General features: G+C 62.0%; 24 protein-coding genes. 19 read left to right on the top strand and 5 right to left on the bottom strand.

What is annotated here, in order from left to right; translation table 11 throughout:
- The first annotated feature begins 137 nt into the window (after positions 1-137).
- The 4 genes from AB4Z43_RS28015 (at position 138) to AB4Z43_RS28000 (ending at position 4,254) form a co-directional block, all read left to right on the top strand.
- Positions 138-467 carry a phasin family protein gene (locus AB4Z43_RS28015; protein WP_010909566.1) on the top strand — a complete coding sequence of 110 codons (330 nt, stop codon included), beginning with the start codon at positions 138-140 and terminating at the stop codon, positions 465-467.
- A 298-nt stretch (positions 468-765) separates the two neighbouring features.
- Positions 766-1,095, top strand: coding sequence for an ATP-dependent Clp protease adapter ClpS (clpS, locus tag AB4Z43_RS28010; RefSeq protein ID WP_010909565.1), 330 nt, complete (start codon positions 766-768; stop codon positions 1,093-1,095).
- A 6-nt stretch (positions 1,096-1,101) separates the two neighbouring features.
- The gene (gene clpA, locus AB4Z43_RS28005) at positions 1,102-3,570 is read left to right on the top strand and encodes an ATP-dependent Clp protease ATP-binding subunit ClpA (protein WP_010909564.1); all 2,469 of its coding nucleotides are present in this window, start codon (positions 1,102-1,104) and stop codon (positions 3,568-3,570) included.
- A gap of 63 nt (positions 3,571-3,633) precedes the next feature.
- Positions 3,634-4,254 (top strand): chloramphenicol phosphotransferase CPT family protein, encoded by a 621-nt coding sequence (locus tag AB4Z43_RS28000; RefSeq protein ID WP_202359916.1) that lies wholly within the window; start codon positions 3,634-3,636, stop codon positions 4,252-4,254.
- A gap of 31 nt (positions 4,255-4,285) precedes the next feature.
- Here the strand turns inward: AB4Z43_RS28000 and AB4Z43_RS27995 are convergent, their stop codons facing one another.
- The 4 genes from AB4Z43_RS27995 to AB4Z43_RS27980 form a co-directional block, all read right to left on the bottom strand.
- Complete coding sequence (locus tag AB4Z43_RS27995) at positions 4,286-4,717, bottom strand: HIT family protein (RefSeq protein ID WP_038646890.1); 432 nt, start codon at positions 4,715-4,717, stop codon at positions 4,286-4,288.
- Between the two features lie 108 nt (positions 4,718-4,825).
- Positions 4,826-6,040 (bottom strand): GNAT family N-acetyltransferase, encoded by a 1,215-nt coding sequence (locus AB4Z43_RS27990; RefSeq protein ID WP_441939854.1) that lies wholly within the window; start codon positions 6,038-6,040, stop codon positions 4,826-4,828.
- 55 nt (positions 6,041-6,095) lie between these two features.
- Positions 6,096-6,824, bottom strand: coding sequence for a glycerophosphodiester phosphodiesterase (locus AB4Z43_RS27985; protein WP_038646886.1), 729 nt, complete (start codon positions 6,822-6,824; stop codon positions 6,096-6,098).
- 13 nt (positions 6,825-6,837) lie between these two features.
- Positions 6,838-7,302, bottom strand: coding sequence for a RidA family protein (locus AB4Z43_RS27980; RefSeq protein ID WP_038646884.1), 465 nt, complete (start codon positions 7,300-7,302; stop codon positions 6,838-6,840).
- A gap of 138 nt (positions 7,303-7,440) precedes the next feature.
- Between AB4Z43_RS27980 and AB4Z43_RS27975 the strand changes: the two genes are divergently transcribed.
- From AB4Z43_RS27975 to tsf, 5 genes are all read left to right on the top strand, one after another.
- Positions 7,441-8,271 (top strand): cell envelope integrity EipB family protein, encoded by an 831-nt coding sequence (locus AB4Z43_RS27975; protein ID WP_441939853.1) that lies wholly within the window; start codon positions 7,441-7,443, stop codon positions 8,269-8,271.
- A gap of 36 nt (positions 8,272-8,307) precedes the next feature.
- Complete coding sequence (locus AB4Z43_RS27970; RefSeq protein ID WP_202359917.1) at positions 8,308-8,586, top strand: DUF4031 domain-containing protein; 279 nt, start codon at positions 8,308-8,310, stop codon at positions 8,584-8,586.
- Positions 8,583-9,194: a LysE family translocator gene (locus tag AB4Z43_RS27965; protein ID WP_441939851.1), complete on the top strand. Its 612-nt coding sequence runs from the start codon at positions 8,583-8,585 to the stop codon at positions 9,192-9,194. Before AB4Z43_RS27970 ends, AB4Z43_RS27965 begins: the two co-directional genes overlap by 4 nt.
- 177 nt (positions 9,195-9,371) lie before the next feature.
- On the top strand, positions 9,372-10,154 hold the full coding sequence (rpsB, locus tag AB4Z43_RS27960; protein ID WP_010909556.1) for a 30S ribosomal protein S2: 783 nt from the start codon (positions 9,372-9,374) through the stop codon (positions 10,152-10,154).
- Positions 10,155-10,264: 110 nt separating this feature from the next.
- Positions 10,265-11,185 carry a translation elongation factor Ts gene (gene tsf, locus AB4Z43_RS27955; RefSeq protein ID WP_019858206.1) on the top strand — a complete coding sequence of 307 codons (921 nt, stop codon included), beginning with the start codon at positions 10,265-10,267 and terminating at the stop codon, positions 11,183-11,185.
- Between the two features lie 13 nt (positions 11,186-11,198).
- On the opposite strand, the gene AB4Z43_RS27950 is transcribed toward tsf, so the two are convergent.
- Positions 11,199-12,134: a LysR family transcriptional regulator gene (locus tag AB4Z43_RS27950; RefSeq protein ID WP_019858204.1), complete on the bottom strand. Its 936-nt coding sequence runs from the start codon at positions 12,132-12,134 to the stop codon at positions 11,199-11,201.
- Between the two features lie 130 nt (positions 12,135-12,264).
- On the opposite strand from AB4Z43_RS27950, the gene AB4Z43_RS27945 reads away from it, so the two are divergent.
- The 10 genes from AB4Z43_RS27945 (at position 12,265) to fabZ (ending at position 22,509) form a co-directional block, all read left to right on the top strand.
- The gene (locus tag AB4Z43_RS27945; RefSeq protein WP_027046854.1) at positions 12,265-12,807 is read left to right on the top strand and encodes a nuclear transport factor 2 family protein; all 543 of its coding nucleotides are present in this window, start codon (positions 12,265-12,267) and stop codon (positions 12,805-12,807) included.
- Positions 12,808-12,844: 37 nt separating this feature from the next.
- Positions 12,845-13,954 carry an aldo/keto reductase gene (locus tag AB4Z43_RS27940; RefSeq protein ID WP_038652721.1) on the top strand — a complete coding sequence of 370 codons (1,110 nt, stop codon included), beginning with the start codon at positions 12,845-12,847 and terminating at the stop codon, positions 13,952-13,954.
- A 161-nt stretch (positions 13,955-14,115) separates the two neighbouring features.
- Positions 14,116-14,838: a UMP kinase gene (gene pyrH / locus AB4Z43_RS27935; RefSeq protein WP_038646872.1), complete on the top strand. Its 723-nt coding sequence runs from the start codon at positions 14,116-14,118 to the stop codon at positions 14,836-14,838.
- A gap of 109 nt (positions 14,839-14,947) precedes the next feature.
- Positions 14,948-15,502, top strand: a complete 555-nt coding sequence (gene frr, locus AB4Z43_RS27930; RefSeq protein ID WP_010909550.1) for a ribosome recycling factor — start codon at positions 14,948-14,950, stop codon at positions 15,500-15,502.
- A gap of 32 nt (positions 15,503-15,534) precedes the next feature.
- On the top strand, positions 15,535-16,269 hold the full coding sequence (locus AB4Z43_RS27925) for an isoprenyl transferase (RefSeq protein WP_019858199.1): 735 nt from the start codon (positions 15,535-15,537) through the stop codon (positions 16,267-16,269).
- Positions 16,266-17,081, top strand: coding sequence for a phosphatidate cytidylyltransferase (locus AB4Z43_RS27920; protein WP_064985512.1), 816 nt, complete (start codon positions 16,266-16,268; stop codon positions 17,079-17,081). Before AB4Z43_RS27925 ends, AB4Z43_RS27920 begins: the two co-directional genes overlap by 4 nt.
- Positions 17,082-17,176: 95 nt before the next feature.
- Complete coding sequence (gene rseP / locus AB4Z43_RS27915; protein WP_064985510.1) at positions 17,177-18,319, top strand: RIP metalloprotease RseP; 1,143 nt, start codon at positions 17,177-17,179, stop codon at positions 18,317-18,319.
- 217 nt (positions 18,320-18,536) lie between these two features.
- A complete protein-coding gene (bamA, locus tag AB4Z43_RS27910; RefSeq protein WP_441939849.1) occupies positions 18,537-20,918 on the top strand; it encodes an outer membrane protein assembly factor BamA in 2,382 nt (793 codons plus the stop codon).
- A gap of 75 nt (positions 20,919-20,993) precedes the next feature.
- The gene (lpxD, locus tag AB4Z43_RS27905; protein WP_019858194.1) at positions 20,994-22,049 is read left to right on the top strand and encodes a UDP-3-O-(3-hydroxymyristoyl)glucosamine N-acyltransferase; all 1,056 of its coding nucleotides are present in this window, start codon (positions 20,994-20,996) and stop codon (positions 22,047-22,049) included.
- On the top strand, positions 22,042-22,509 hold the full coding sequence (gene fabZ, locus AB4Z43_RS27900; protein WP_020628878.1) for a 3-hydroxyacyl-ACP dehydratase FabZ: 468 nt from the start codon (positions 22,042-22,044) through the stop codon (positions 22,507-22,509). The genes lpxD and fabZ overlap by 8 nt, the downstream gene beginning before the upstream one ends.
- The last annotated feature ends 10 nt before the right edge of the window (positions 22,510-22,519 follow it).

Below are 22,519 nucleotides of genomic sequence, written 5' to 3'. Positions count from 1 at the left end.
ATTTTTAGCCATTGCCTGCGCAGGCGAGCCTCGCACGCCGGTGAAATATTGACTTTTGTGCGGCGCACAATATATTGAGGTGCATTGCACAACGGCGCCCCGAAGAAGGACGCCTCAACCGTCAAGGGAATCGTGAAATGACCCAGACCTATGAGGACTTCAGCAAATACGGCAAGGAATTCGCCGACACCGGTTTGAAGAGCTTCGCTTCGCTCTCCAAGGGCGCCCAGGCGATCGCCACCGAGGCCGGTGAGTACACCAAGAAGAGCTTTGAGGCCGGCAGCGCTGCTGTCGAGAAGCTGTTTTCGGCCAAGTCGCTGGACAAGGCGATCGAGATCCAGACCGATTATGCCAAGCAGTCCTACGAGGCATTCGTCGCCGAGGCCACCAAGATTGGCGATCTCTATGCCGAACTCGCCAAGGAAGCCTACAAGCCGTTCGAATCGATCGTTGCCAAGGCGAAGTAATTTCGCCCGGGCGAGGTAATTTTCGCCCTGACACTTTCAGATCCGGCCCTTTGGGCCCGGGACAAAGCCCGGTCGCGGAAACGCGGCCGGGTTTTTTCATGCTAATTTCCGGTTCGCGGCGGCGTAGCGCTTCACGATTGCGAAAATCCGCCAAGTTTGGTCACCTAGCCATATTGTCAGCTAACCAGAAGGGCTTAAAATCGTCCATCGAACACCTACATGTCGAACTCGCATGAGGATTCGAACGAGGCAGGATTACGTGACGATCAGTTTGACTGCCATGAGACAAGTGGCGCGGATGCAAAACGGCGGCGGCGACGGCAATGAGGCCGGCCGCGGGACGGCCGTTATCACGCGCACCAAAACCAAGACCAAGAAGCCCAGCCTTTACCGGGTCCTCATCCTCAACGACGACTACACTCCCATGGAGTTCGTGGTTCACGTGCTGGAGCGTTTTTTCCAGAAGGACCGCGAAGCCGCCACACGCATCATGCTTCATGTTCACAATCATGGAGTGGGCGAGTGCGGGGTCTATACATTCGAGGTGGCCGAGACCAAAGTGTCTCAGGTCATGGATTTCGCCCGACAGAATCAGCATCCGCTGCAATGCGTGATGGAGAAGAAGTGAGGTAACATGCCGGCTTTCTCCCAAGGCCTGGAAAAGGCGCTTCACCAGGCGCTGACGCTCGCCAATGAGCGGCACCATGAATACGCAACCCTTGAACATCTGCTGCTCGCGTTGATCGACGACACCGAGGCGGCCGCCGTCATGCGCGCCTGCAACGTCGATCTCGATGAGCTGAAGCACACTGTTCTGACCTATATCGACACCGAGCTCGACAATCTGGTCACCGGCTACGACGAGGATTCCAAGCCGACCGCCGGCTTCCAGCGCGTCATCCAGCGCGCGGTGATCCATGTGCAGTCGTCGGGCCGCGAGGAAGTGTCGGGGGCCAACGTGCTCGTCGCCATCTTCGCCGAGCGCGAGAGCCATGCCGCCTATTTCCTGCAGGAACAGCAGATGACCCGCTACGACGCGGTCAATTACATCTCGCACGGCATAGCCAAGCGCCCCGGCGCATCGGAAACGCGCTCGCCGCGCGGCGCCGATGACGAGCAGGGCGGCCAGAATGGCGCCGAGCCGCAAGAGGAAGGCGGCAAGAAGAAGCAGCAGCAGGATGCGCTGACGGCTTATTGCGTCAACCTCAACAATAAGGCCAAGGCCGGCAAGATCGACCCGCTGATCGGCCGCGAGTCGGAAATCAACCGCACCATCCAAGTGCTGTGCCGCCGCTCCAAGAACAACCCGCTCTATGTCGGCGATCCGGGCGTCGGCAAGACGGCGATCGCCGAGGGTCTCGCCAAGCGCATCGTCGAGGGCGACGTTCCCGAAGTGCTGCACAACGCCACCATCTTCGCGCTCGACATGGGCACGCTGCTGGCCGGCACGCGCTACCGTGGCGATTTCGAGGAACGGCTGAAGCAGGTCGTCAAGGAACTCGAGGACTATCCGGGTGCGGTGTTGTTCATCGACGAGATTCATACGGTGATCGGGGCAGGAGCCACCTCGGGCGGCGCCATGGACGCGTCGAACCTGCTGAAGCCTGCTCTGTCGTCGGGTGCGATCCGCTGCATCGGCTCGACCACCTACAAGGAATTCCGCCAGTTCTTCGAGAAGGACCGCGCTCTGGTGCGGCGCTTCCAGAAGATCGACGTCAACGAACCGACCATCGAGGACGCCATCGAGATCATGAAGGGCCTGAAGCCCTATTTCGAGGAGTTCCACAAGGTCCGCTACACCTCGGAAGCCATCAAGGCTTCGGTCGAGCTGTCGGCGCGCTACATCAACGACCGCAAGCTGCCGGACAAGGCGATCGACGTGATCGACGAGACCGGCGCCTCGCAGATGCTGGTGCCGGAAGCCAAGCGCAAGAAGACCATTGGCATCAAGGAGATCGAAGCAACGATCGCTACCATGGCGCGCATCCCGCCGAAGACGGTTTCGGCCGATGACGAGAAGGTGCTGCAAGGCCTCGATATCGAGTTGAAGCGGGTCGTCTATGGCCAGGATACTGCCATCACGGCGCTGACCTCGGCGATCAAGCTGGCCCGTGCCGGACTGCGCGAACCGGAAAAGCCGATCGGCTCGTATCTGTTCTCGGGTCCGACCGGTGTCGGCAAGACGGAAGTGGCCAAGCAACTAGCCGCCTCGCTCGGCGTCGAGCTGATCCGCTTCGACATGTCGGAATATATGGAACGCCACACCGTTTCGCGGTTGATCGGCGCGCCTCCCGGCTATGTCGGTTTCGACCAGGGCGGCTTGCTCACCGACGGCGTCGACCAGCATCCGCACTGCGTGCTGTTGCTCGACGAGGTCGAGAAGGCGCATCCGGATCTGTTCAACATCCTGTTGCAGGTCATGGACCACGGCAAACTGACCGACCACAACGGCAAGCAGATCGACTTCCGCAATGTCATCCTGATCATGACCACCAATGCGGGCGCATCGGATGCGCAGCGCGCGGCGATCGGTTTCGGCTCGACCAAGCGCGAAGGCGACGATGTCGAGGCGATCAACCGGCTGTTCACGCCGGAATTCCGCAACCGTCTCGATGCGATCATCCCGTTCGGCTCGCTGCCGGTGCCGGTCATCCATCAGGTGGTGCAGAAGTTCGTCATGCAACTCGAGGCGCAGCTCTCCGAGCGTGGCGTCACCTTCGACCTGTCGCCGGATGCGATCGCCTGGCTCGCTGACAAGGGCTATGACGAGCGCATGGGCGCGCGGCCGCTCGGCCGTGTGATCCAGGAGCACATCAAGAAGCCACTGGCTGACGAGGTGCTGTTCGGCAAGCTCAAGAAGGGCGGCACGGTGCGCGTCACCGTCGAGAAGAAGGAAACCGGCGAGACCGGCCTGAAGCTCGAATCGCTGGCCGACGAGGCGCCGGTGAAGCCGAAGAAGGAAGAGCCGGAAGACGCGCCGAAGCCGCCCAAGGCAGTGGCCAAGAAGCCTGCAGCCAAGAAGGTCGTGGCGCAGAAGCCGGAGCCCAAGGGCAAGGATGGCGGCAAGCGCAGCCTGGTCCCGCAACTGCCCCGCAAGGGCTGATCGGCACGCACTCGAAAAAGCCCCGGCAACGGGGCTTTTTCATTTTTGAGCAATGGGGTGGCTATGCCAGGCCAGATCGTCATCCTCAACGGCGCGCCGCGGTCGGGAAAATCGAGCATCGCTCGCGCCATTCAGGAAAGCTTCGATGGCGCATGGATGAATCTGGGTGTCGACAGCTATGCCCAGATCATACCGCCGCGACTTCGCCCGGGAATAGGGTTGCGACCTGGAGGCGAACGTCCCGACCTCGAAGTCTTCGTGCCGCACCTTTATGCCGCCCTCTACGAATCGGTCGCGGTGCACAGCCGGCTGGGGCTGAACGTCGTGACGGACGTCGGCCATCACGATGCCTATTCGAAGCCGCTCGATTGCCTGGCCGATTGCGCGCGCCGTCTCGCCGGCCTGCCGGCGCTGTTCGTCGGCGTTCGCTGTCCGATTGAAATCATCATGGAAAGGCGAGCCGCCAGCGAGGCGGGCCGGGGTTATGTCACCGGCTCTTCGGACGATCCCACCCCTTTGCCGGTGCGTATGTGGCAAGAAGCGGTGCACCGGCCGGGCATATATGATCTCGAGGTCGATACCTCGGTCCTCAGCCCTGAACAGTGCGCACAAGCAATCCGCCAGCGCCTGCGTGATGGCGCTCAGCCGGGTGCGATCGAGCGCTTGGCTCAAGCCGCTAGCTAGACTTTCTCCTGCCCCCGAAACGAAGTTCGGCTCAGCTTCCCAGCGCCGCCCGTATTTTCTCGGCGTTCCCGGCCAGCACTTCGGGTTTCTCCATCTCACCGCTATGCGGCTTCAACGGGATGCCGTCGAAGCGCGGGATGATATGGACGTGCAAGTGATAGACGGTCTGGCCGGAGGCCGGCTCGTTGAACTGCAGGATGGTGACGCCGTCGGCATCGAGCGCCTTCTTGACTGCCAGCGCCACTTTCTGGACGACGGTAAAAAGCGGGCCGAAGGTCGACGGATTGGCGTCGAGCAGGTTGCGCGACGGGGTTTTTGGCACAACCAGCGTATGGCCGGGTCCTTGCGGCATCACATCCATGAAGGCGACGACGGCGTCATCTTCGTAGACGCGGTGCGAAGGGATTTCGCCGCGCAGGATCTTTGCGAAGATGTTGTTGGTGTCGTAGGCGGCCTCAGTCATGGCGAACGCTCCGGATTGTGCCTCGCGTCCCGTGTAGCGAAGCTCTTCCGGAGCGGCAAGACGATGTGGCGGTACGATCAGGCGAGATCGGCCATGCCAGAAGGCGTGCTACTCCTCGAGATCCTTGCGAAACGGCGTGTGTTCTTCGAGATAATCGCTCATCCGCTCCACTTCGCGCCGCTCGCGCTGGAGATAGTCGGCCACCGCATTGCGCAGGCCGGGGTGCGAAATGTAGTGCGCGGAATGCATCGTCACCGGCCGGTAGCCGCGCGCCAGCTTATGTTCTCCCTGCGCGCCCGCCTCCACCACCTTCAGCTTGCGTTCGATGGCGAAGTCGATGGCCTGGTGGTAGCAGACCTCGAAATGCAGGAAGGGATGATCCTCGATGCAGCCCCAGTTGCGGCCGTAGAGCGCGTCCGAGCCGATGAAATTGATGGCCCCGGCGATGTAGCGACCGTTGCGCCTGGCCATCACCAGCAGGATGTCATCCGCCATGCGTTCGCCGATCAGCGAGAAGAACTGACGGTTCAGGTAGGGGCGGCCCCATTTGCGGCTGCCGGTGTCCATGTAGAAGGCGAAGAAGTCGTCCCAGGCCTTTTCCGTCAGGTCCTTGCCGGTCAGCCAGTCGATGGTGATGCCATCGGCAAGCGCCTCGCGCCGCTCCTTCTTCATCGCCTTGCGCTTGCGCGAGGCAAGCGTGGCGAGGAAGTCGTAATAGGTCGAAAAACCTTCGTTGAAGAAGTGGAATTGCTGGTCGGTGCGGTGCAGGAAACCGGCGGCCTCGAGCGTCGCGACATCGTTCTCCTGCGCGAAGGTGACATGCGCCGAGGACACGCCGAGCTTGTCGGTCACCATTTTGAGGCCGGCGGCAAGCCCGGCCCTCACCGCATCCGGATCCTCGCCTTTGCCGACCAGCAGGCGAGGGCCGGTGACCGGCGTAAACGGCACGGCGCATTGCAGTTTCGGATAATAGCGGCCGCCTGCGCGCTCGAAGGCGTCAGACCAGCCGTGGTCGAACACATATTCGCCCTGGCTGTGCGATTTGAGATAGCAGGGGACGGCGCCCAGCAGCCTGCCTTGCGCGGTCTCCAACCGCAAATGATGTCCCTGCCAGCCGGTGCGCCGCACGGCGCAGCCGGAATCCTCCAACGCGCTTAAAAAAGCGAATGAAACGAGCGGATTATAGCCGTTTTCCGCATCGCCGCGCGTGGTGCCGGCAAAGCCGTTCCACTCATCGCAGGTGAACGCGCCGATGCCCGCGGCGATACGGATCGAATAGTCCGCATTTGCAGTTTGCCCGTCGCCATCGTCGCCCTGATCCATGAGGCTTATTTAAGCTCCATCCGGGGCGCTACAAGTCACGTTTCAGACACTCCGCTCAAGCGACTTTGACCAGCTCGGGTTCGAACCCTTCGAATGTCATCTGATCGGCATATTTGAAGGTCAGGTCGATCGCGGGCTGATCATGCACCGTCCAGGTGATGACAGGCATTTTGAGCTTTTCACGCACGAAACTGACGAACGGGTTCGGCAGGTCGCCGGCGGCGTAGGAGGTGAAGGATAGCTCATGCGCCAGCATGGAAAAATGCGCCTCGATCAGCTTGAGGTCCTTGCCGTAGGCGGTCAAGCCGGCGGGAATGCCGGGTGCATGTTTCGGGAAGTCACGGATCAGCCAGTGATCGAACGACATGATCGCCGCCTTGCCCTTGTAGCGCTTGAGCATCCTGCCGACACTTGCCACTAGGCCTTCATCGCGGCCGGGAACCCCTTTCAGCTCGACGACCATGGGCACGCGGCCGTCGACGAGGTCGAGCGCTTCCTGCAGCGTCGGCACGCGGTCGGATGTGGCGCCAACCTTGAGCGCGGTCAGTTCGGCCGCGCTGCGCTGCCAGACGAAACCGTCCTCTCCAGTCAGTCTTTTCAGGTCGTCATCATGGATGATGACGGGAACGCCGTCCGACGACAGATGCACGTCGCATTCGATGGCGTAGCCCCGTTCGGCCGCGGCCGTGAAGGCGGAAAGCGTGTTTTCCCAGCGCGTCTTGTTCATGTCGTGGAAGCCGCGATGGGCAACGGGCCGGGCGGTTAGCCAGGATAGATCGGTCATGTCAGGCCTTCGTTCATTCGACTTCGAAGATGGCTTCGATTTCCACTGCGGCATTAAGTGGCAGGGAGGCAGTGCCGACGGCGGAGCGGGCGTGTTTGCCGCGCTCGCCAAGGGCGGCGACCAGGAAATCGGAAGCGCCGTTGGCAACCAGATGCTGTTCGACAAAGTCGGGGGCAGAGGCGACGAAGACGGTGATCTTCACCAGCCGGCTGATCTTCTCCAGGTCGCCGAGCGCAGCCTTGGCTTGCGCCAGAATGTTGATCGCGCAGTATCTCGCCGCGTCCTTGCCGCTTGCCGTGTCGACGTCGCGGCCGAGCAGGCCGCTCGCCTGCAGCTTGCCGTCCTTGAGCGGCAATTGCCCGGCGGTGAACAGCAGATTGCCCGACCTGCAGTAGGGAACGTAGTTGGCGGCAGGTGCGGCGGCGACTGGAAGCGTCACGCCGAGATCACTTAGCCGCTTTTCGATTGTTTCACTCATTGCTTTTCCCTATTGCTGGAAGGCGCCGCGCTGGCGGGGCCGAAATTGCTATTTTTGCCTCGCTTCCGCCACGACTTTTTTTAAGCTGGACCATCTTTCCCTGCGGCCTGCCATCAGCCGCGACGATCGGAGTACCTCATGCGCGCAGCGCGCCTCGCATTCCACGCCGTTCTGTTATCGGCGGTGTTCCCGATAGTCCCCGCCTTCGCCGTGCCGGCGCTGCAGGCGCATCGCGCCGTGTATGACCTTACCCTCAAAAAGGCCTCCGACCGCTCCGGCATAACAGGTATATCCGGTCGCATGGTCTACGAATTCAACGGTTCGGCGTGCGAAGGTTATACGGTGAAATTTCGCTTCGTCACCCAGATCGTTACCGCCGAGGGCACGAAGCTGACGGACCAGCAGACGACGACTTTCGAAGATGCCGAAGGCAAGACTTTTTCCTTCGTGACCAAATCCTTTGTCGACCAGAGCCTCGACAAGGAGGTCAAGGGCATCGCCACGAAAGACGCCAAGGGCCTCAAGGTCGATATCGACAAGCCCGAGAAGAACAGCCTGGAACTCGCCGCCACCCAGTTTCCGACCCAGCATCTGGTCGAACTGATCGGCAAGGCCGAGAAAGGCGAGAATTTCTACCAGACGAACCTGTTCGACGGCTCGGAGGACGCCAATAAGGTGATGGCGACCACTGTTGTCGTCGGCAAGAAGACCGAAGCCGACAAGGTCGATCCGGAGGCTCCGGCGCTGGCCAAACTCGCCACCGACAAGTACTGGCCGGTCGACATCGCCTATTTCGACGACAGCGCCCAGAACGGCGAGGAAGTGCCGGAATACCGGATCAGCTTCAAGCTGCACGAGAACGGCATCACCCGCGATCTCACCATGGACTATGGCGACTTCTCGATGACCGGCAAGCTGGTCAATCTTTCGCTGTTCGACCAGACAAAGCCTTGCGCGGTATCGAAGTAGCAGAGTTGCGCAATTGAGCTGGCCGCGGCGGGCTTGATGGCGGTCTACGTCGATGCGGCGATCTGGAAGTGGGCCGGCCATCGCTGGTGCCACCTGATGGCCGACGACACCAACGAGCTGCATCGCTTCGCCGCCGCGCTTGGCGTCAAGCGTTCGTCCTACCAGGGACCGCCCAAGACATCGGCCCCGCATTATGACATAACCGGCTTCGAGCGCGACCGCGCGGTGCGGCTCGGCGCCATCGAATGCAGCCGCGAGGAGATCGTCGCGATCTTCCGGCGCGTGCGGGTGCCCAATGGAAAGGCCCGGTCATGACACCAACAGCATTTCTGGCCTATTGCGCCGCTGTCACACTTGCTCCGGCCACGCCGGGGCCAGCGATGTTCACGGTCATCACCAATGGTGTGTCGCGCGGTTTCCTCCGTGCCTTCATGGCCGGCGTCGGGGTCGCCGCCGGCGACGCCGTGCTGGTCACCCTGGCGCTGCTCGGGCTGGTGGCGCTGGCGCAAACCTTCGAATGGATCTTTCTCCTGCTGAAATATGCCGGCGCCGCCTATCTGATCTTTCTCGGCATCAGGATGTGGCGCGCCTCGGCCTCGCAATCGAATGAGCCGCGGACGGCCGAGGCGAGATTGTCCCGGTCCTTTTTCCTTGGCGCGTCCATTGCGCTGGGCAACCCCAAGGCGATCCTGTTCCACGCCTCGATCATGCCGCTGATCCTCAATCTCGACACGCTGACCCTTGTCGATGGCCTTCTGGTGGTGGCCACCGTCATCAGCGTCAACATCCTGACCATGGGGGTCTATGCAGCGCTTGCGGGCCGGGCTTCGGGCTGGTTCAGGACACCGAAGCGCATGCGGCTGATGAACCGGTTTGCCGGCAGCGCCATGATCGGCACCGGCGCGCTGATTGCCGCACGCTGAGCGGGAAAACGCTACCCCGCTTGCGTTTGTCGCGCTTCCCCTCTATATGCGCGCTCATTCCACACACGGACTTTGGTGTCTGCCCGGGAGAAATCCGGCTGAAACCTCCGGTGGCGTTCGAGGACAAAGTCCAAAAATGCCTGTGTCCGTGGAGGCTAACCGGAAAGGAAAATGAGAATGGCTCTGCCTGATTTCAGCATGCGCCAGCTTTTGGAAGCTGGCATTCACTTCGGCCACCAGACCCACCGCTGGAACCCGAAGATGGCGCCCTATATCTATGGCGCCCGCAACAACATCCACATCATCGACCTCTCGCAGACGGTTCCCTTGCTGCACCAGGCGCTGAAGCAGGTTTCCGACACCGTCGCCAAGGGCGGCCGCGTGCTGTTCGTCGGCACCAAGCGCCAGGCGTCCGACATCGTCGCCGATGCGGCGCAGCGTTCGGCCCAGTACTATGTCAATTCGCGTTGGCTCGGCGGCATGCTGACCAATTGGAAGACGATCTCGAATTCGATCCAGCGCCTGCGCAAGCTCGACGAGATGCTGGCCGGCGAGGCCCAGGGCCTGACCAAGAAGGAGCGCCTGAATCTCGACCGCGAACGCGAGAAGCTCGACAAGGCGCTCGGCGGCATCAAGGACATGGGCTCGACGCCTGACCTGATGTTCGTGATCGACACCAACAAGGAAGCGATCGCCATCCTGGAGGCCAAGCGCCTCGGCATTCCGGTGGTCGCCATCATCGATTCGAACTGCGATCCGGACAAGATCGACTTCCCGATCCCCGGCAATGACGACGCGGCCCGCGCCATCCAGCTCTATTGCGACCTGATCGCCAAGGCTGCCATCGACGGCATCGCCCGTCAGCAGGGCGCGCTCGGCGTCGATATCGGCGCTTCGGTCGAAGCCCCGGTCGAGCCGGCGCTCGATCCGGCTCCGTCGACCGAGGCCCCGCAGGCGTAAAACGGCGAGGGCCGGTTCCGGCCTTCATCTTTCTAATATTTTGGCACGCTAAACGGACGCATCATCGAGTACCGGTGGTGCGTCGGTGCATTTAAAACAAAGAGGCGACAATGAGCATTTCGGCTGCACAGGTCAAAGAACTCCGCGACTTGACCGGCGCGGGCATGATGGACTGCAAGGCGGCGTTGAACGAGACGAACGGCAACATGGAAGAGGCCGTCGACTGGCTGCGCAAGAAGGGCATCTCCAAGGCCGACAAGAAGGCCGGCCGCACCGCGGCCGAAGGCCTGATCGGCGTCGATGCCGGCGTGCGCGAAGCTGCCATTGTTGAGGTCAACTCCGAGACCGACTTTGTGGCCCGCAACGAGCAGTTTCAGGAGCTCGTCCGCAACATCGCCAAGGTGGCGCTCGCCTACGGCACGACCGAGGCGGTGGCTGCCGCCAAGTATCCCGGCTCGGACAAGACTGTCACCGAGGTGATCAAGGACGCTGTCGGCACCATCGGTGAGAATATCAGCTTCCGCCGCTCGGCGAAGCTCACGGTGCCGCATGGTGCCGTGGCGACCTATGTCCATAATTCGGTTGCCGACAACCTCGGCAAGCTCGGCGTGCTGGTCGCGATCGAAACCACAGGCAATGAACATGCCGCCAACGCCTTTGGCCGTCAGGTCGCCATGCATGTCGCCGCCACCAACCCGATGGCGCTGACGGCGGAGCAGATCGATCCGGCAGCGGTCGAGCGCGAGAAGGCGATCTTCTCCGATCAGGCGCGCCAGTCCGGCAAGCCGGAAGCGATCATCGAAAAGATGGTCGAGGGCCGCATGCGCAAGTTCTACGAGGAAGTCGTGCTCCTGAAGCAGGCCTTCGTGCTCAATCCCGACATCACCGTCGAGAAGGCGCTGAAGGATGCCGAAAAGGAAATCGGCGCGCCGGCCAAGATCACGGCCTATTTGCGCTTCGCGCTCGGCGAAGGCATCGAAAAGGAAGAGACCGATTTCGCAGCGGAAGTCGCGGCGGCGGTCAAGAAGTAAACTTCCTACTGCTTTATTCCAAAAGCGTTTTTCGGCCGGACGTCCGCAGAGATGTCCGGCTGATTTCTTGTGCGGTGTCGATAAAGGCCCGCAGTTTCGGCGCCATCGCCGCCCGGCGCGGAAAATAGAGGAAAAGGCCGGGTTCCTCGATTGCCGATTGCGGCAGAACCTGCACTAGGCGGCCGGCCGCAAGATCGGCGCGCGCCAGCGGCTCGAACATATAGGCAAGGCCCACTCCGGCAAGCGCCAGGTCAATCGCTGCGAGCGAATCCGTGACGATGGCCGTACCGCCGGTCTGCACCACGACATCCTTGCCGTCTTCGGTCAAATCCCAGCGATAGAGGGCACCGGAGCGGACAAGCCGGTAGCCGATGCAATTGTGGTTGGCGAGATCGGCCACGCTGCGCGGACGGCCGCGGCGTCCGATATAGGCGGGAGAGGCGACGATGACGGTTTTGAACGGAGGCGTGAGCCGCACGGCCACCATGTCCTGCGCGATCATCTCGCCTAGCCGGATGCCGGCATCAAAGCCTTCGCCGACGATGTCGACCAGCCCCTGGTCGGCGAAAATCTCCACCGTAACGTCCGGATAGCGCTCGGCCATCGCCGCGACGACAGGCGTCACCGCCAACGGAATCGCGATGGTGGAGGCGTTGATCCTGAGCAAGCCGGAGGACCTGCCCTTGACGCTGCGGATTCGATCGATCCGTTCACCAATATCCTGAAGGGCAGGAGCCGCGGCCTCCACCAGCGCCTTTCCGGATTCGGTCAGCGAAACACTGCGCGTCGTGCGCGCGAACAAGGGCTGGCCGATACGCTCCTCGACCAGCCGTACGGCGTGACTGACCGCCGACGGGCTCATGCCGAGTTCGGCCGCCGCGAGCGCGAAGCCGCCACGCCGGGCAACGGCAACGATCACAGGCAGATGTATGAGGAGATCGCGATCCATTCATGAGCAATATCGCATGGTCTTTGCGAACAATGCAATCTTATCGATGCCTCCGCCGGGGTCCACATTGTCGCCAACGCACCGGCGCCCACACATTGGCAATTGGCTGGTTGCATCAAGGAGAAGAGACATGAATGCGTTGAAGCACGTGACGTTCGCGGCAGGCATGGCGCTGGCGCCGATCGATGCCGGCGGGGCGGAACCCTCCGGCTGGCAGGCACTTGCGGACGAACGCGCGGTCATCCGGATCGCCGACGCCATCGACCGCGCCGTCGACGCGCAGGACTGGAAACTGGCGCGCAGTTATTTCGCGGATCGGGTTACCGCCGATTTCAGCAGCCTGTCCGGGCAGCAGGCGGCCAACATCGCCTCCGACGACCTGATCGGCGCCTGGGCCGGCAACCTCAAGGGCAGCAAGACAAGCCTGCATCTGCGCACAAATCATCAGGTCGTTCTCGAGGCGAACACGGCGACGGTCCGCTCGAACGGCTATGCCTGGAACCGGATGGAGGGCAATGGCGACCCGCTTTGGGAAGTCTGGGGCACCTATGAGCATCACCTGACGCGCTCCACCGCCGGCTGGAAGGTCGACGGCTTCGCGTTCCACATGACGCATGAGCGCGGCAACGTTTGGGTCAAGGCAACGCCGGGCAATGACACGGCGGGCCAGTGACACCGCGGCATTCACCAGCAAGCATTGGAAGACGATCATGACCATGACCTATTACACGCTCGGCAACAGCGGCCTCAGGGTCAGCCGGCTCGCTCTGGGCACGATGACTTTCGGCAAGGAATGGGGGTGGGGAGCCGACAGGAACACAGCCCGGGCGATGTTCGACGCCTATGTCGAGGCGGGCGGCAATTTCTTCGACACGGCGGACCTCTACACCGGCGGCACGGCCGAAGCCTGGCTTGGGGAATTCATCGCCGAGCAGGGCTTGCGTGACACCGCGGTGATCGCCAGCAAGTTCACCATGAACATGCAGCCGGGCAATCCGAATGCCGGCGGCAACGGCCGCAAGAACATCATGCGGGCGGTCGATGCCTCGCTGAAGCGGCTGGGCACCGACTATATCGATCTCTATCTCATGCATGTGTGGGACAGGCTGACGCCGGCCGAAGAGGTCATGCGTACGCTGGATGACCTGGTGCGGATGGGCAAGGTGCGCCATGTCGGCCTGTCCGATGTGCCGGCCTGGTATGCGGGGCGCGCGCAGGCGATCGCCGAACTGCGCGGGTATGAGCCGGTTTCGGCCCTGCAACTCGAATACTCCCTGGCCGAACGCGCGATCGAGAACGAGTTCGTGCCTTTCGGCACGCGCCATGGCGCCGGCATCATGGTCTGGAGCCCGCTGGCCAGCGGGCTGCTCAGCGGCAAGTATCGGCCGGCCCAGGCCGGAAATGTGGGCCGGCTCGACGGGTTCCGCAATTCGACGCATCCGGGCTTCCAGAAATTCACGGAGCGCAACTGGGCCATCGTGACCGAACTCGAGAAGGTTGCATCCGAGCTCGGCCGCAGCATGCCACAGGTCGCGCTCAACTGGGTGGCGACGCAGCCGGGGATCGCAACAGTCATCCTCGGTGCGACCACGCTGGCCCAGATACAGGACAATCTTGGCGCGCTGGACTTCGAGATTCCGGCAGCGCTTCGCGACCGGCTGGATTCGGTCAGCAGAACGCCGACGCCGTTCCCCTATTCCTATTTTGGGCCGCAGATACAGGCGCGCGTCACAGGCGGCGCTGCGACCGGCGACAAGCCCTCCGGTTACGCATTGCCGGTGCTTGTCGAGGGCGAGCCAGCCAGCGTGTCCGCCGGCTGATCGATCCGGCAGGCTGCCACCAATTTGCCGGTCGGGCGCCGCGTGACATCGCGGCGCCCTTCGTGTATCGGAACTCGGCATCGTGCCAATGTTCGGGGCGCGACGCCTGCGCGAGGGCGGCCAGCCCAGGCGTGACCACATACAAAAATGACGAGGACCAGATGACGGTGAAGCCCCTCTACCGACGTGTCTTGCTGAAAGCGTCGGGCGAAGCGTTGATGGGCGAACAGCATTTCGGCATCGATGTCTCGGTCGTGGATCGCATCGCCGCCGACATCGCCGAGGCCCGCGCTCTGGGCATCGAGGTCGGCGTCGTCATCGGCGGCGGCAATATCTTTCGCGGCGTGGCCGTCGCCTCCAAGGGCGGGGACCGGGTCACCGGCGACCACATGGGCATGCTTGCCACGGTCATCAATTCGCTGGCGTTGCGCACCTCGCTGAACAAGATCGGCGTCGACGCCGTGGTGCTGTCCGCGATCGCCATGCCGGAGTTGTGCGAAAGCTTTTCACAGCGCCAGGCCACCGCCTACATGAACCAGGGCAAGGTGGTGATCTTTGCCGGCGGCACCGGCAATCCGTTCTTCACCACTGATTCGGCGGCGGCACTGCGCGCGGCCGAAATCGGCGCCGATGCGTTGTTCAAGGGCACGCAGGTCGACGGCGTCTATTCTGCCGACCCGAAAAAGGATCCGAAAGCGACGCGTTTCGAGCGCATCAGCCATGCCGAAGTCATAAATCGAGGCCTTTCCATCATGGATACGGCTGCGATTGCACTTGCGCGCGAAAACAACATTCCGATAATCGTCTATTCGATCCACGAAAAAGGTGGTTTCGGCGATATTCTGAGGGGCGGCGGCCGCTGCACGGTCGTCGCGGACGATTGATCCCGGGCCTGATCCCTACAAAGGGGAAACCGGCTTTTCGAAAATCAGGCTCGAACGGGGCCTTGCCCCGAAGCAGTGAACCCGCAGCAGACGGGTCGAGGAGACTAGGATGAGTGGTGAGTACGACGATCTCAAGCGGCGCATGGATGGGGCAATCGCCGCGTTCAAGCATGACCTGGCTTCGCTGCGGACCGGCCGCGCCTCCAGCAATCTGCTCGATGCCATCCAGGTGCAAGCCTACGGCACCACCATGCCGATCAACCAGGTCGCCAACGTCACGGTGCCGGAGCCGCGCATGATCTCGGTGTCGATCTGGGACAAGTCGATGGTCGGCGCCGTCGATCGCGCCATCCGCGAATCCAACCTGGGTTTCAACCCCATCGTCGACGGCACCAATCTGAGGATTCCGCTGCCGGAGCTCAACGAGCAGCGCCGCAAGGAACTGGTCAAGATCTCGCACGGCTATGCCGAGAATGCCCGTGTCGCCGCGCGCCATGTGCGCCGCGACGGCATGGACTTCCTGAAGAAGGCCGAGAAGGACGGCGTTATCAGCGAGGATGATCAGCGCAAACGTTCGGATCAGGTCCAGAAGCTTACAGACGAAACGATCAGCACCATCGATCATCTGCTTTCCGACAAGGAAGCTGAAATCATGCAGGTTTAGGGTTGGCGGCCGGCTGACCCGAAAGCGAGATCATGACAACGCCCGCGCACGTCGCGATCATCATGGATGGAAATGGACGCTGGGCCAAGGCGCGCGGCATGCCTCGGCTCGCCGGTCATCGCGCAGGCGTCGAGGCATTGCGCAAGACGGTGCGCGCGGCGCCCGATCTCGGCATCTCGTTCCTGACCGTCTATGCGTTCTCGTCGGAGAACTGGTCGCGGCCGAAGGCCGAGGTCAGCGACCTGATGGGGCTATTGAAGCTGTTCATCCGCCGTGATCTCGCCGAACTGCACCAGAGCGGCGTACGGGTCAGGATCATCGGAGACAGGGCAGGGCTGCAGGCCGACATCCGAGGGTTGCTCGAAGAGGCCGAATCGCTCACCGCCCGTAACGAGTCCCTGACGCTGGTGATCGCCTTCAACTATGGCGGGCGCGACGAGATCGTTCGCACGGCGCGCAAGCTTGCCTCGGCCGCGGCGCGCGGCGAAATCGACGCCGAATCGATCACCGCAGAGAGCTTTGCCGGCTGTCTCGACACCCAAGGCATTCCCGATCCGGAACTGGTCATACGCACCAGCGGCGAGCTTCGCCTGTCCAACTTCCTCTTGTGGCAGGCCGCCTACAGCGAACTCGTCTTCCTGCCTTGCTATTGGCCTGACTTCAGCCGCGAACACCTTGCCGAGGCGTTGCGCGAATTTGCCGGCCGCGAGCGCCGTTTCGGCGGATTGGGCCCGCAAGACGTCGCTTCGCGACCGGCCGCGGGATGAGCAACCTTCAGCTCCGCGTCATTTCAGCGGTCGTGCTTGCCGTCATCGCCCTTGGCCTGACCTGGCTTGGCGGCCTGCCATTCCGACTGCTGTGCGCGGCCATGTCGGCGATGATCTTCTACGAGTGGACACGCATGTCGCGGCCCGCCGCGGCCAATGGGCTGGGCTTCCTGCCCGAGGCGCTGGTCGTCGTTTTCATCGGCGCCTTGATTGTCGGGCTTGCCGCATCGTGGCTGCTGCTGCTTGTCGTGATTCTGATCGCCGTTACGGCGATTGCCGCCCTGGTTCGTAAGGCCGGGCAGTGGGAGGCAAGCGGTCTTGCCTATGCCAGCGTGTCCGGCCTGTCGCTTGCGTTGTTGCGCGATGGCGACCATCCGGGCCTCGTCGCCATCCTGTTCCTGTTCGCGGTGGTCTGGGCGACCGACATTTTTGCCTATTTCGTCGGGCGCGCCGTCGGTGGTCCCAAACTGGCGCCGTCGATTTCGCCCGGCAAGACGCGCAGCGGCGCGGTCGGCGGCGCGGTCGGTGGCGTTGTCGCCGGGGTCATGCTGGCAGCAGTCGCCGGTGCCGGCAATCTGGCGCTGCTTGGCTTCGTGGCGCTTGTGCTTTCGATTATCGCCCAGGCCGGAGACCTGTTCGAATCCTGGGTCAAACGGCGGCATGGCCGCAAGGATTCGGGCGTGCTCATTCCAGGCCATGGCGGCGTCATGGACCGTGTCGACGGGCTTGTCGCGGCGGCTCTTGCTCTATACGTCATTGGCTGGATTTCGGCGGGCGCCGATCATCCGGCGCAGGGGCTGTTTCCGATTTGAACGGTGTCGTTTCACGATCTGGTGCGGGCGTGCCTTGGATTCGCCTGGATTGATGTCACAGTCACCGCGACAGCGGAAGAATTTGAGGGCATGAGTTGAACGGGATTCTTCACGCGATTTTCAGCACCGAAGGCTTTTTTCTCGGCACGCTCGTGCCGTTTCTCTTCGTGCTGACCGTGGTCGTGTTCGTCCACGAGATGGGCCACTACCTCGTCGGCCGCTGGTGCGGCATCGGGGTCAAGGCCTTCTCGATCGGCTTCGGTCCCGAACTCATCGGCTTCAACGACCGGCATGGCACGCGCTGGAAGCTTTGCGCCATTCCACTTGGCGGCTATGTCAAATTTGTCGGCGACATGAACGCCACCTCCAGCCAGCCCACCCCGGAAGATCTCGAAACGCTGACCGACGAGGAGCGCAAGGTTGCCTTCCACACACAGGCCATCTGGAAGCGAGCGGCGACCGTGGTGGCCGGGCCCCTGTTCAATTTCCTGCTGGCGATCGTCGTCTTTTCCGTGCTGTTTGCCTCCTATGGGCGTTATGTCGCAGAGCCCATGGTGGCGGAAGTCACGGCGGACAGTCCGGCGGCAAAGGCCGGCATCCAGCCTGGCGATCGATTCGTCAGTGTTGACGGCAGCAAGGTCGAAACCTTTGGCGATGTGCAGCGGCTGGTCTCGGGCCGCGCCGGCGATACCATCACCTTTGTCATGCTGCGCGACGGCAAGGAAGTCACGGTGACCGCGACGCCGCAGTTGATGGAGCAGCAAGACGCGCTCGGCAACAAGGTCAAGGTCGCGGTGATCGGCGTCGTCAACAACAAGGAACTCGGTCAGCCGCGTCTCATCACCTACACCCCGGTCGGGGCGGTTGCGGCGGCAGTTGAGGAAACAGGCCACGTCATCGAGCGCACCGGCCAGTTCTTGCAGCGTTTCGCCGTCGGGCGCGAGGACAAGTGCCAGTTGGGCGGTCCCGTCAAGATCGCGGACATGGCCGGCAAGGCGGCGAAACTCGGTTTCGAATGGCTCGTGCAGCTCGTCGCACTGCTCTCTATTGGCATAGGTTTTCTAAACCTTTTGCCGATTCCCCCCCTCGACGGCGGCCATCTGTTGTTCTACGGGGTGGAGGCCGTCATTCGCCGGCCGGTGTCGGAACGGATGATGGAAATGGCCTATCGGGCCGGTCTGCTCCTGGTCTTGTGCTTCATGGGTTTCGTGTTCTGGAACGATCTGTTTGGATGCTGAAATCATGAAGAAATTTGGCTTTGGCATGGTCGATGTTGAGACGCCGTTTACCATGCACGGGGATATGAGTGACGCGAAAGCCACGCACCAGGGTTAAGTAAATACAAATTAACCAGAAGCCTTGCGTGTAGGGAAAATCCGGTTAATACGGTAGGGGAAATTACCGCACGTCCGGTTTTCTCGCCGTGGGGACTACGAGAAAAGGTTATTAAGCCCGATGAAGGCAGCATCCAAGTTTCTGAGCGCCGCGTCAGCGGCGGCACTGTCCGCCGCTCTGGTCGTGCCAGGTGCGCTCGCAGTACAATTCGTTGCCACATCGGCGGCTGAAGCCGCTGTCGTCAGCAGGGTGGAGGTGAGCGGCAACCAGCGTGTCGACGCCGATACCATCCGCAATTACATCACCATCAAGCCGGGCAAGGCCTTCTCCAGTTCCGATGTGGATGCGGCCGTCAAGGCGCTGTTCGGCACTGGCCTGTTCTCGGACGTCCAGATCAATCAGGTCGGCTCGACGCTGGTGGTCAAGGTTGCCGAGTACAAGGTCGTCAACCAGGTGCTGTTCCAGGGCAACAAGAAGCTCAAGGACAATGCGCTTGAGGCGGCGGTTCAGCTGAAGCCGCGCGGCACATTCTCGCAAGCGACGCTCGATTCCGACGTCGAGGCCGTGAAGGCCGCCTACAGGCGCATCGGCCGCGATGATGCCGGCGTGACCACGCAGATCATGGAACTCGGCGACAACCGCGTGAACGTGGTGTTCCACATCACCGAAGGCGACCGCACGCAGATCGCGGCGATCAATTTCGTCGGCAACAGTGCCTATTCGAGCCGTCGTTTGTCGGACGTGATCAACACCAAACGCTCATCCTGGGTGTCGTTCATCCTGCGCGACGACGTCTATGACGAGGACAAGCTGCGCGCCGACCAGGAGCTGCTGCGCCGCTTCTACTACAATCACGGCTACGCCGATTTCCAGGTCGTGTCGGCCGTCGGCGAACTCGACAATGCGACGAACAAATACACGGTCACCATCACCGTCCAGGAAGGCGAGCGCTATAATTTCGGCGATATCAGCGTCGAAAGCACGATCCCGGAAGTCGACTCCAAGTCGCTGGAATCGGTGGTCGAGACCCACAAGGGCGATGTCTACAACGCCAAGGATGTCGAGGACTCCATCATCGCTCTCACCGAGAAGGTGGCCGGTTCAGGCTATGCCTTCGCGCAGGTGACGCCGCGCGGCGACCGCAATTTCGAGAACCATACGATTTCGGTGGTCTATACGGTCGACCAGGGCACCAAGGCCTATATCGAACGCATCGAGATCCGCGGCAACGACCGTACGCGTGACTATGTCATCCGCCGCGAATTCGATGTCAGCGAAGGCGATGCGTTCAACCAGGTGCTCATCCAGCGCGCGAAGAAGCGTCTGGAAGACCTGAATTATTTTGACAAAGTCGAAATCTCGACAGTGCCCGGCTCGCAGCCCGATCAGGTGGTGCTGGTTGTCGACGTGGTCGAGAAGTCGACGGGTGAATTCTCCGTTGGCGCCGGCTATTCGACCGGCGGTGACACGGCAGGCCCGTCCGTCGAAGGCTCGATCACCGAGCGCAACTTCCTCGGCCGAGGCCAGTTCATCAAGATCTCAGCCGGTGGCGGCAAGAATTCGCGCGACTATAGCCTTTCGTTCACCGAGCCGTATTTCCTCGGACGGCGCATTGCCGCCGGCTTTGACATCTACAAGTCGACGAGGGAGTACAATAACAACTACGACAGCGATACCACGGGCGCGACAATCCGCTTCGGACTGCCGATCACCAACAGCATCACGACCCAGCTGGCGTACAATATCGCTCAAGAGAAGTACAAGGTCGACGACAGTTGCGGTCCTACCAGCGTCGGAGATCCAGACGGCACCTGCACGATTTCGCCGGCCATCTTGGATGGCATTGATCAAAGTCCTTGGATCAAGTCGTCGGTCAGCCTGGGGCTGGTCTACAACACCATCGACGACATGAAGAACCCGCATGAGGGTATCTACGCCAACACGACCGTGGAGGTCGCGGGTCTCGGCGGCGATGCCAAATTCGTAAAGATCACCGGTCGCGGCAGCGTCTATCAGACGCTGTCCGAGCAACTCGACCTTGTCGGCCTCATTTCGGGTGGCGCCGGTCACGTCGAGGGTTACGGCAACGAAGGTGGTCTGCGCATCTTCGATCAGTTCCAGAGCACCGACCGCATGATCCGCGGCTTTGCCTATGGCGGCATCGGTCCGGTCGACTCTGCTGGTGTTGGCGACCATCTGGGCGGCACGACCTATTTCAACGCCTCTGCCGAGGCCCAGTTCCCGCTGCCGGTCGTTCCCGAGAGCTTCGGCCTGCGTGGCGCCGTATTCGCCGACGCGGCAACGCTCTACGGTAACAAGATCGGCAACCAGAGCTTGGTTGATCAGTCGTCGGTTGGCATGAAATTGCGCGCTTCAGTCGGTGTCGGCCTGATGTGGGCCTCGCCGTTCGGTCCGATCCGTATCGACTATGCGATCCCGGTCAGGAAGGAAGCGAGCGACGACGTGCAGGAATTCAACTTCGGCATATCGACCCGCTTCTGATCGGCGGCTAACGATGCTCCCGGGTTTTTTGGATCCGGGAGAAATGTTCCGACCTAGCTGGATATAGCTTCTGGAATGACCGATCCGGTGTTCTTCGCGCCATCACGCCGGTATACGGCGGCCGAAGTCGCGAATCTGACCGGCTCGGTGCTTGTCGATTCCGGCCAATCCGACGTTTCGATCGAGGCGCTGGCGCCGGCCCACGAAGGCGGTGCCAATGCGCTCGTCTTCGTCGATGGCAGGCGCAATTCCGCGCTGATGCCGTCATTGCGGGCGGCCGCGGTGCTGTGTCCGGCGGAATTCGCCAACAAGGCGCCGTCCAGCGTCGCCGTTTTGGTCCATCCGCGTCCGCAACAGGCATTCGCCCTGGTCGGCCGACTGCTGTTTCCGACAGCTGCCACGCCGGGTCCAATGACCAGTGAGACCGGTATTTCACCGCATGCCCATATCGATCCGACCGCGCATATCGAAGCCGGCGCCATTATCGAGGCAGGTGTGGTCATCGGGCCAGGCGTCTCGATCGGCAAGGGCACCGTCATCGCGCCAAACGCGGTTATTGGACAATCCTGCCAGATCGGCCGTGACGGCTATGTCGGCCCGGGCGCCAGCATCCAGTATGCGCTGATCGGCAATCGGGTCATCATCCACGGCGGCGCCAGGATCGGCCAGGACGGCTTCGGCTTTGTCGGCGGTGCCAAGGGTCCAGAACGCGTTCCCCAGATCGGACGGGTCGTCATCCAGGACGATGTCGAGATCGGTTCCAATTCCACCGTCGATCGCGGCGCCATGTCCGATACGATCATCGGTCAGGGCACCAAGATCGACAATCTCGTGCAGATCGCCCATAACGTCCGCATCGGCCGCAATTGCATAGTGGCCGGGCTTTCAGGTATTTCCGGTTCCGTGGTCGTGGGTGACAACGTTACGATGGGCGGCGGCGTCGGACTCGCGGATCACTTGACCATCGGCTCAGGAGCCAAGCTTGCCGCCAGAAGTGGATTTATGAGCAATGTTCCCGCCGGCGAGATCTGGGGCGGTTATCCGGCACAGCCGATGGCGGAAGCCATGCGGGAGATAGCCATGTTGCGCACGATGGCCAGGGCACGCAAGCAGGGCAAGGACAATGGCTGATATGGTGGCGGCGACGACGCTGGAAGCGGTCGACATACTGGGGCTGATGAAGCTCCTGCCGCACCGCTATCCCTTCCTGATGATCGACCGCATCGTCGACATCGATGGCGACGATTCCGCCGTAGGCATCAAGAACGTCACCATCAACGAGCCGCATTTTCAGGGGCATTTCCCGGAGCAGCCGGTGATGCCGGGCGTGCTGATCGTCGAGGCCATGGCGCAGACGGCAGGCGCCATCTGCATCCGCAGCCTTGGGGCGTCGAAGCCGTCGCTGGTCTATTTCCTGACCATCGACAATGCCAAATTCCGCAAACCGGTCGTTCCCGGCGACCAGTTGAAGATTCACGTCAAGAAAATCAAGAAGCGCGGCAACCTGCTCAAATTCGCCTGCGAAGCCCTGGTCGATGGCACCAAGGCGGCCGAGGCCGAGATTTCAGCCATGATGGTCACCGGCGACTGACGATCGAGTG

The organism is Mesorhizobium sp. 2RAF45 (assembly GCF_052115225.1).
GTDB lineage: Bacteria > Pseudomonadota > Alphaproteobacteria > Rhizobiales > Rhizobiaceae > Mesorhizobium > Mesorhizobium jarvisii.
This window is presented reverse-complemented; position numbering and strand designations above follow the sequence as displayed.

Excerpts from the sequence above, each read along its gene's own strand:
- AB4Z43_RS27975 (WP_441939853.1), top strand. The coding sequence starts at position 7,441 with ATGCGCGCAGCGCGCCTCGCATTCCACGCCGTTCTGTTATCGGCGGTG.
- pyrH (WP_038646872.1), top strand. The coding sequence starts at position 14,116 with ATGACGGTGAAGCCCCTCTACCGACGTGTCTTGCTGAAAGCGTCGGGC.
- AB4Z43_RS27965 (WP_441939851.1), top strand. The coding sequence starts at position 8,583 with ATGACACCAACAGCATTTCTGGCCTATTGCGCCGCTGTCACACTTGCT.
- tsf (WP_019858206.1), top strand. The coding sequence starts at position 10,265 with ATGAGCATTTCGGCTGCACAGGTCAAAGAACTCCGCGACTTGACCGGC.
- rpsB (WP_010909556.1), top strand. The coding sequence starts at position 9,372 with ATGGCTCTGCCTGATTTCAGCATGCGCCAGCTTTTGGAAGCTGGCATT.
- AB4Z43_RS27980 (WP_038646884.1), bottom strand. The coding sequence starts at position 7,302 with ATGAGTGAAACAATCGAAAAGCGGCTAAGTGATCTCGGCGTGACGCTT.
- bamA (WP_441939849.1), top strand. The coding sequence starts at position 18,537 with ATGAAGGCAGCATCCAAGTTTCTGAGCGCCGCGTCAGCGGCGGCACTG.
- AB4Z43_RS27920 (WP_064985512.1), top strand. The coding sequence starts at position 16,266 with ATGAGCAACCTTCAGCTCCGCGTCATTTCAGCGGTCGTGCTTGCCGTC.
- fabZ (WP_020628878.1), top strand. The coding sequence starts at position 22,042 with ATGGCTGATATGGTGGCGGCGACGACGCTGGAAGCGGTCGACATACTG.
- clpS (WP_010909565.1), top strand. The coding sequence starts at position 766 with ATGCAAAACGGCGGCGGCGACGGCAATGAGGCCGGCCGCGGGACGGCC.
- AB4Z43_RS28000 (WP_202359916.1), top strand. The coding sequence starts at position 3,634 with ATGCCAGGCCAGATCGTCATCCTCAACGGCGCGCCGCGGTCGGGAAAA.
- AB4Z43_RS28015 (WP_010909566.1), top strand. The coding sequence starts at position 138 with ATGACCCAGACCTATGAGGACTTCAGCAAATACGGCAAGGAATTCGCC.
- AB4Z43_RS27945 (WP_027046854.1), top strand. The coding sequence starts at position 12,265 with ATGAATGCGTTGAAGCACGTGACGTTCGCGGCAGGCATGGCGCTGGCG.
- AB4Z43_RS27970 (WP_202359917.1), top strand. The coding sequence starts at position 8,308 with ATGGCGGTCTACGTCGATGCGGCGATCTGGAAGTGGGCCGGCCATCGC.
- AB4Z43_RS27985 (WP_038646886.1), bottom strand. The coding sequence starts at position 6,824 with ATGACCGATCTATCCTGGCTAACCGCCCGGCCCGTTGCCCATCGCGGC.
- AB4Z43_RS27990 (WP_441939854.1), bottom strand. The coding sequence starts at position 6,040 with ATGGATCAGGGCGACGATGGCGACGGGCAAACTGCAAATGCGGACTAT.
- AB4Z43_RS27925 (WP_019858199.1), top strand. The coding sequence starts at position 15,535 with ATGACAACGCCCGCGCACGTCGCGATCATCATGGATGGAAATGGACGC.
- AB4Z43_RS27995 (WP_038646890.1), bottom strand. The coding sequence starts at position 4,717 with ATGACTGAGGCCGCCTACGACACCAACAACATCTTCGCAAAGATCCTG.
- AB4Z43_RS27950 (WP_019858204.1), bottom strand. The coding sequence starts at position 12,134 with ATGGATCGCGATCTCCTCATACATCTGCCTGTGATCGTTGCCGTTGCC.
- AB4Z43_RS27940 (WP_038652721.1), top strand. The coding sequence starts at position 12,845 with ATGACCATGACCTATTACACGCTCGGCAACAGCGGCCTCAGGGTCAGC.
- clpA (WP_010909564.1), top strand. The coding sequence starts at position 1,102 with ATGCCGGCTTTCTCCCAAGGCCTGGAAAAGGCGCTTCACCAGGCGCTG.
- lpxD (WP_019858194.1), top strand. The coding sequence starts at position 20,994 with ATGACCGATCCGGTGTTCTTCGCGCCATCACGCCGGTATACGGCGGCC.
- frr (WP_010909550.1), top strand. The coding sequence starts at position 14,948 with ATGAGTGGTGAGTACGACGATCTCAAGCGGCGCATGGATGGGGCAATC.